The organism is Candidatus Termitispirillum reticulitermitis, from assembly GCF_054655775.1.
Genome location: NZ_BAAIHG010000064.1, coordinates 1 through 6,847, shown reverse-complemented (window position 1 = coordinate 6,847; position 6,847 = coordinate 1). Strand labels below are relative to the sequence as shown.

8 protein-coding genes are annotated in these 6,847 nt (G+C 44.4%); 5 read left to right on the top strand and 3 right to left on the bottom strand.

What is annotated here, in order from left to right; translation table 11 throughout:
* On the top strand, positions 1 to 503 hold a 503-nt coding region (locus AC1MDJ_RS06365), incomplete at its 5' end, for a FliH/SctL family protein (RefSeq protein ID WP_479690100.1).
* Positions 463 to 1,959: a FliI/YscN family ATPase gene (locus tag AC1MDJ_RS06360; protein WP_479690099.1), complete on the top strand. Its 1,497-nt coding sequence runs from the start codon at positions 463 to 465 to the stop codon at positions 1,957 to 1,959. The genes AC1MDJ_RS06365 and AC1MDJ_RS06360, both read left to right, overlap by 41 nt.
* Here the strand turns inward: AC1MDJ_RS06360 and pssA are convergent, their stop codons facing one another.
* On the bottom strand, positions 1,960 to 2,676 hold the full coding sequence (gene pssA, locus AC1MDJ_RS06355) for a CDP-diacylglycerol--serine O-phosphatidyltransferase (RefSeq protein WP_479690098.1): 717 nt from the start codon (positions 2,674 to 2,676) through the stop codon (positions 1,960 to 1,962).
* Positions 2,677 to 2,684: 8 nt separating this feature from the next.
* Positions 2,685 to 3,443 carry a slipin family protein gene (locus tag AC1MDJ_RS06350; protein ID WP_479690097.1) on the bottom strand — a complete coding sequence of 253 codons (759 nt, stop codon included), beginning with the start codon at positions 3,441 to 3,443 and terminating at the stop codon, positions 2,685 to 2,687.
* Positions 3,444 to 3,588: 145 nt separating this feature from the next.
* On the opposite strand from AC1MDJ_RS06350, the gene AC1MDJ_RS06345 reads away from it, so the two are divergent.
* Genes AC1MDJ_RS06345 through AC1MDJ_RS06335 form a run of 3 tightly spaced genes read left to right on the top strand, consistent with a single transcriptional unit; the run spans position 3,589 to position 6,179 of the window.
* Positions 3,589 to 4,344, top strand: a complete 756-nt coding sequence (locus AC1MDJ_RS06345; RefSeq protein ID WP_479690096.1) for a HesA/MoeB/ThiF family protein — start codon at positions 3,589 to 3,591, stop codon at positions 4,342 to 4,344.
* Between the two features lie 33 nt (positions 4,345 to 4,377).
* Positions 4,378 to 5,373, top strand: coding sequence for a septal ring lytic transglycosylase RlpA family protein (locus AC1MDJ_RS06340; protein ID WP_479690095.1), 996 nt, complete (start codon positions 4,378 to 4,380; stop codon positions 5,371 to 5,373).
* Between the two features lie 14 nt (positions 5,374 to 5,387).
* A complete protein-coding gene (locus AC1MDJ_RS06335; protein ID WP_479690094.1) occupies positions 5,388 to 6,179 on the top strand; it encodes a tRNA (adenine-N1)-methyltransferase in 792 nt (263 codons plus the stop codon).
* On the opposite strand, the gene AC1MDJ_RS06330 is transcribed toward AC1MDJ_RS06335, so the two are convergent.
* Entirely contained in the window at positions 6,157 to 6,768 is a 612-nt protein-coding gene (locus AC1MDJ_RS06330) for a trimeric intracellular cation channel family protein (RefSeq protein ID WP_479690093.1), read from the bottom strand. The two genes, AC1MDJ_RS06335 and AC1MDJ_RS06330, sit on opposite strands and share 23 nt — an antisense overlap.
* Between the last annotated feature and the right edge of the window lie 79 nt (positions 6,769 to 6,847).

Genomic DNA, 6,847 nt, shown 5'->3' with positions numbered 1-6,847 from the left:
AGGGATACGATGAAGGTTATCAGGCAGGACGGACAGACCAGAAGGTAGAGAGCGACCGCAACTATGAGGCGCAGAAGAGCGACTATATTGACCGTGTTGAAAAGCAATGGATAGAGGCAGTAAAGGAAATACATAAGTTGAGCGTTGCTATGGACGAGCTGGACACGCAATTTCCAGAGATTATTATAGCTTACTTGCGTGAGCTTATCGGTGCAGAGCGCAAGGTGAATGATATGTTTGTTATAGGATTGATAAAGTCGTCATTGAAACGGCTTGCTGACGTGCAACATTTAGTGTTCACGGTAAATCCGACTGATGCGGAGAATGTATCGTCGGTGTTCCCGCAATATGGCGTGACTATAGACCAGAGTATTGATAAAGGTGGAGTTATCATTAAAACAAAGCTAGGCGACGTTGATTTAAGCGTTGATACATGGGTTAGTGGGTTAGCAGATAAGATATATGAACAGTTTGCAAATACTAAAGCAGATAAAGCCAACTAAAGATATATCGTATCGCGGTGCGGTTACGAAGATAGTTGGACTTATCATAGAATCCGATGGTCCAATGCTTGCTATAGGCACTACATGTAATATAGCCACAAAGAGTGGCGTAGGCGTTCCAGCTGAAATAATAGGGTTTAGAGATAACAGGGTGTTGCTTATGCCTTATGGGGAGAGCGACGGTATATATCCCGGTAGCGAAGTTTGCAGCGTGGATGAGCTTTCAGGTGCGGTGAGCGGGTCAACGTTTTTAGTATCAGAAGATATGGTTGGGCGTATATTTGACGGACTTGGCAGACCTATGGACGACAAACCTCCGATTATTGGGGGCGTAAGCATGCCTTTATTTGCTAAATCTCCGAACCCGATAAAGCGCAAATTGATAGGCAGGGGAGATGTTGTAGAGACTGGAATACGAGCTATTGACGGATTATTAACGGTTGGTTTCGGGCAACGTATGGGATTATTTGCGGGTAGTGGTGTGGGTAAGAGTGTCTTATTGGGCATGATAGCTCGTAATACTAATGCTGATGTGAATGTGATAGGGCTGATAGGCGAGCGCGGCAGAGAGGTTAATGAGTTTATAACGCGTGATTTAGGGGCGGAGGGTTTTAAGAAAAGTATTGTTATAGTGGCAACGGGTGACCAGCCACCACTAGTCCGCCGTATGGCTGCACATGTTACAACTGCTGTGGCGGAATATTTTAGAGATAAAGGGAAAAGGGTTATGTTGATGATGGATAGCCTTACCCGTGTGGCATATTCGCAACGTGAGATAGGGCTTGCCGCTGGTGAGCCACCTGCAAGTAAGGGATTTACTCCATCTTTCATACCGCTGTTGCAAAAACTATTGGAACGTGCAGGCACGGATTCGGGCAAGGGAAGCATCACGGGCATTTATACCGTGCTAGTGGAAGCTGATGATACTAATGACCTTGTGGGCGATACGGTGCGCTCAATCATAGATGGACACATAATTTTGAGTCGCCAGTTGTCTGCCAAAAACCACTTCCCTGCAATAGATGTGTTGAATAGTGCGTCAAGGCTTATGAAAGAATTAGTAGATGACGATACATTTGATAGTGCAGGACGTTTTCGTGACCTGCTAGCCACATATAACGATGCAGAGGCTCTAGTAAATATAAATGCGTATGTGCATGGCTCAAATAAGAAAATAGACGAGGCATTGCAAAAGATAGACGACATAAATGGTTTCTTGCGACAAAGAATGGGTGAAAATATCCCATATAAAACTACGCTGGAAACTATTAGAAATATTATAGAAAGTCCGCTAGTTCAAGCTACGGCAAATATGGCTCAGGCAAGACAACCAGCACAGCCTCAAGCTCAACCTGCTAATCCAGTCCCGTCACCAGCGGGGCAACCTCAACCAACTCAACCAATGGCACAGCAACCACAACAACCACAGCAACCACTGCTATTACAGCGAGGCTGATTATTCAGACTCTAATTTCGCCGTAATACGTTTTGCAAAAGGCAACATTATGAAACCTGATACTATGTATGCTGACATCAGCACAAAGAGTGTAATGTATGGTTCTAGTCCCACAGCAAATATAAGGACTGCGAGTATTACAGCCATACCAAACGGGTGTTTCTTTAATTCGCCGAGCCGCTTAAAGCTGTAGTAGGGGACTATGCTAACCATTAGAAGGGCTAGCATTAGCGTTATGGCTAGGTATATAGGGGGCAATATATCTCTTTCCAACATATTTGTGCGTTTTAAGAACAGTATGCTTGATACAAGTGCCGTTGCTGCTGCTGGTATAGGCAAGCCCACAAAGAAAACGTTGCTTATGACTTTTGTTTGAACGTTAAACCGTGCCAACCTAAGTGCACCGCAGGCGATATATAAGAACATCACCATAGTGCCTAATCTGCCAAGCTCATTTATCTTCCACACGTACACTAGAAATGCTGGAGCTACGCCGAATGAGATAACGTCAGCCAAAGAATCCATTTGTATGCCGAACTCGCTGGCACCGTTCATTAGTCGTGCCACTTTACCGTCCATCCCGTCAAATATAGCTGCTACGATTATTGCTATTGCAGCCAAGACGTATGAACCCCTGAGCGTCAGCACCATAGAATAAACGCTGGCTAGGATGCTCATCATAGTAATCATATTTGGTATGACAAGATTAGGACGCATAAAACCTCTTATTTACCAGTCGCTTTACTGGTTATAGTCTGAAATATATCAAGCGGTATAGGGATAATGGTTGTAGAACCCTCTTTGCTAGATATGTCAGACAGCGTTTGCAGGTATCGTAGCTGCAATGTGATAGGGTTGTTCTCCATAATATTGCTTGCTTCTGCAAGTTTCGTAGCAGCTTGATATTCGCCGTCTGCGTTGATAACTTTAGCTCTGCGGTCGCGTTCAGCTTCAGCCTGCTTTGCCATAGCTCTTTGCATCTCTTGCGGTAGGTCTATATGTTTCATCTCCACCGAGCCTATCTTAACGCCCCACGGGTCGGTTTGTTTATCTATAACTGTTTGCAACTCCATATTTATTTTGTCGCGATGGGATAATAGGTCATCTAGGTCAAACTGTCCGATAATGCTACGGAGTGTAGTCTGAGCTATCTGACTGGTAGCATAGTATGCGTCATCTACTTCTAACACTGACTTTTCAGGCACTACAACACGGAAGTATATAACAGCATTCACTTTTATGGATATATTATCTTTTGTGATAGTGTCCTGCGAGGGTACGTCCATAACAAGCGTTCTGAGATTTACACGCACCATGCGTTCTAACGCAGGCACCAATATAATCAGCCCAGGTCCGCGCACTCCTACGAAACGTCCTAGTCTGAATATGACAGCACGTTCATACTCCTGCAATACCTTTATGCAGGGGACTACCACGCTGGCAAATATCACTAGCAAGACAAACAATGGTATCAGTGAAAGCATATATTAGCACTCCTTAATAAACATTCTAATACTATTCTATAAATATACATTAGACAATACAATAAATCAAGCAGAAATAGCTAGGTCATTTTCTTGACAGGCAGTAGTTTTTAAGCTATCATTCCGCTATATTAGGAGTTGTTAAGTGAGCGTATTTAACGAGGAAGAGTTAGCGCGCTATTCGCGTCATATTGTGTTGCAAGATTTTGGCGTAGAGGGGCAACGTAGGCTAGCTGACAGCAGGGTGCTTATAATAGGGGTTGGCGGGCTTGGCTCGCCTGCAGCACTGTATTTAGCGGCAGTTGGCGTGAAGGAAATAGGGATAGTAGATGGTGATGTTGTGGAGACGAGCAACTTGCATCGGCAGATAATACACACCACACCAGAGATTGGCAAAGAAAAGGTGCAGTCTGCCTTATGGAAGATGAGTGCCTTGAATCCGAATGTTAATGTTAGCACCTATCATACAAGGGTTGATAAAAGCAATATTTCAGAGCTTATAGAACCTTATGATTTTGTTATGGACTGTACCGATAACTTTACCATAAAATTTCTTATAAACGAGGCTTGTGTTTTAGCCAATAAGCCATTTTCGCACGGCGGAGTTTCGCAGTGGAGCGGGCAGACGATGACGATTAAACCACGTAAGACAGCTTGCTATGCGTGCGTCTTTAATGCTCCGCCACCAGTTGAGGCAGTGCCTACTACTGCAGTTGTAGGTTTAGTTGGTGTCATACCGGGCATTTTGGGAACTATACAAGTAGCGGAAGCTATTAAGGTGCTTACGGGGGTAGGGGAGCCGTTATATAACAGCCTGTTGACGTTTAACGCCAAGGATATGAGTTTTAGAAAGGTTGCTGTCAATAAAAATAGTCAATGCCCTGTTTGTGGTGCCACTTGACAAAAGTATTATTTTGCGCTATAAGTATAGTTTATGAAATATGCATTGAATACATTAAAGAATATGTCTCTGACGGCTATTTTTGTGTTGTCCGCATGCTCGCAAATCACTGATATAAGCGAGCGAACGGATGCACAGGTGGTGTATAGGGCAAATGGCAATAAGCCCGTGCAGGAGCGTAGCTTTGCTAGTTCTGCGGGTGAAGGTGGCACTATAAACGATGACGTGGAAGAGCCACAGTCAGCCCCTTACAACAGGTCGCAAGCTACTGGCTCTAGCGATGGAAGCGGGCTTGCAATAACAGACAAAGACGATGAGGGTGCTGAGGATACGAGGGGGAGTGGTAGTGCCTATTTTAATGCCTCTGTAAATAGCGATACTTCTGACGTTAAGTATCCGCGCAAGACGGGTGGACCATATACTATAAAGGGAGTCACCTATTATCCGTTGCAAGATGTAGAACCGGGTTATCAAGAGGTAGGGCTTGCCTCTCACTATGGTAATGGTGATGGGTTCAACAATAAAAGAACTTCAAACGGCGAAGTTTATAATATGTATGCTTATACTGCTGCCCATAAAACTCTACCTATGCCTACGTTTGTAGAGGTAGAAAATCTTGAAAACGGCAAAAAAACTGTTGTCCGTATAAACGACAGAGGACCTTTTTCTAAGGGGCGCATTATAGACCTGTCTCTGTCTGCGGCAAAGGATATTGATATGCTTGACGCTGGCGTTGCTAAGGTGCGTATAACAGTTTTGTCTGAAAACAAGCGCAGTGTCAAGACTGAGGGGGAGAGGGTTGATATACAGCATGGCAACTTTAATGTCCAAATAGCAGCATACAGGACTATATCAGAGGCGAGAAAGATAGCGGGCAGATATTCTAATGCTGTTATTGTTCCTGCGGTGGTTAATGGAAAGCAGTATTACAGGGTCAGAATAGCTGGTTACACCTCAAAGCAGGATGCAACAAGTGCGTTAGCAAGCTTTGAAGGAAATTTTCCAGATGCCTTTGTTGTGGCTGAGTAACTGGCGCGTTATTGATGAATGAACCGTTAGGCTATGGAATAGTCATCCTTACTGACCGCAAGCGCAATCGCCACATGCTTACGCTGAAACCGGGTGGCAGATTTTCTTCACAATATGGCTACATTGAACACGACACTCTTGCGCAGACTCCGTCTGGTGCTATAGTTAAAACTATCGGCAAGGAACAGCCTTACAGGGTATTTGGTGTAACATATCGCGACTATGTTATGCACATTAAGAGACAGGCGCAGATAATATATCCTAAAGATACAGCTGCAATACTTATGTGGGGGGATGTTGCCCCTCATCAGAACATATTGGAATCTGGCGTAGGGCAAGGGGCTTTATCTATTGCTGTCCTGCGTGCGCTTGCTGGGACAGGGAAGCTAACATCTTATGAGATTAGGAAAGACTTTGCTGATATGTCCAAGAAATTTATATATTCATATCTCGGCTATGAGCCGACCAATTATAATATTGAACTGCGTGATATTTATCAGGGAATAGACGGGGTTTTTGATAGAGTCTTGTTAGACTTGCCAGAACCATGGCAGGTTGTGCCACATTTGAAGAACGGGCTAGTTAACGGCGGGCTTATGGTCAGTTATATTCCCACCGTGCTACAGGTAAAGAGTATGGTAGATTGTTTAAGAGAGTGTGGCTATTTTGACGAAATAGAGACCTTTGAACAAATATTGCGTCCATGGAAGGTAGATGGCTTGTCAGTCCGCCCCGATACTTGGATATATAACCACAGTGCGTTTATCGTGACTGCGCGCAAGACTACGATATGTGAGGAAGATTAAGGTTCTTTTTAAGTGCTATCAACCGCACAAGCACAACTATAGCAGCAGTTATAAACGCTCGTGCCTCATAAGGCACGTTATATGCATACATAACGTAAAATAATGCTCCGCCCAGTATGCTCGCTGAGGCGTAAATCTCGCGTTTTAATACAACGGGGATTTCGCCCGCTAATATATCACGGAGCATACCGCCACCTGTAGCGGTGAGGACAGCGCAAAATAAAACGCCTTGCCATTCAAGCCCTGTCATCAGTGCTTTATTTGCGCCTATTACCGTGAATGTGCCTAATCCTATGGCATCTGCCAAGTTTAGATAGCTAATGCTACGCTCAAAGTAGCGCGTAAACAGCGCAACTAGCACTACGGCAAGAGATACTATGTAAAAATAATTTTCATCGCGAAATATGAATGGTGGCAAGCTGCCTAAAAATACGTCTCTGATGGTGCCTCCGCCGACTGCTACAGCAAGAGCCAATATTAGCTGTCCGTAAATATCCATATCTTTCTTGACACCGAGCATAGCTCCGCTGACAGCGAAAGCAAATGTGCCTGCAAGGTCAAAGTGGTAGAGAAATGAAATATCGCCCAAAGATTGCGCCTAGCGTGTTTATCTATACCTTGAACTTGCCGACAATGGCGTTCAAGCCCTCACCCTTATATTGCAGATG

Excerpts from the sequence above, each read along its gene's own strand:
- AC1MDJ_RS06340 (WP_479690095.1), top strand. The coding sequence starts at position 4,378 with ATGAAATATGCATTGAATACATTAAAGAATATGTCTCTGACGGCTATT.
- pssA (WP_479690098.1), bottom strand. The coding sequence starts at position 2,676 with ATGCGTCCTAATCTTGTCATACCAAATATGATTACTATGATGAGCATC.
- AC1MDJ_RS06335 (WP_479690094.1), top strand. The coding sequence starts at position 5,388 with ATGAATGAACCGTTAGGCTATGGAATAGTCATCCTTACTGACCGCAAG.
- AC1MDJ_RS06360 (WP_479690099.1), top strand. The coding sequence starts at position 463 with ATGAACAGTTTGCAAATACTAAAGCAGATAAAGCCAACTAAAGATATA.
- AC1MDJ_RS06350 (WP_479690097.1), bottom strand. The coding sequence starts at position 3,443 with ATGCTTTCACTGATACCATTGTTTGTCTTGCTAGTGATATTTGCCAGC.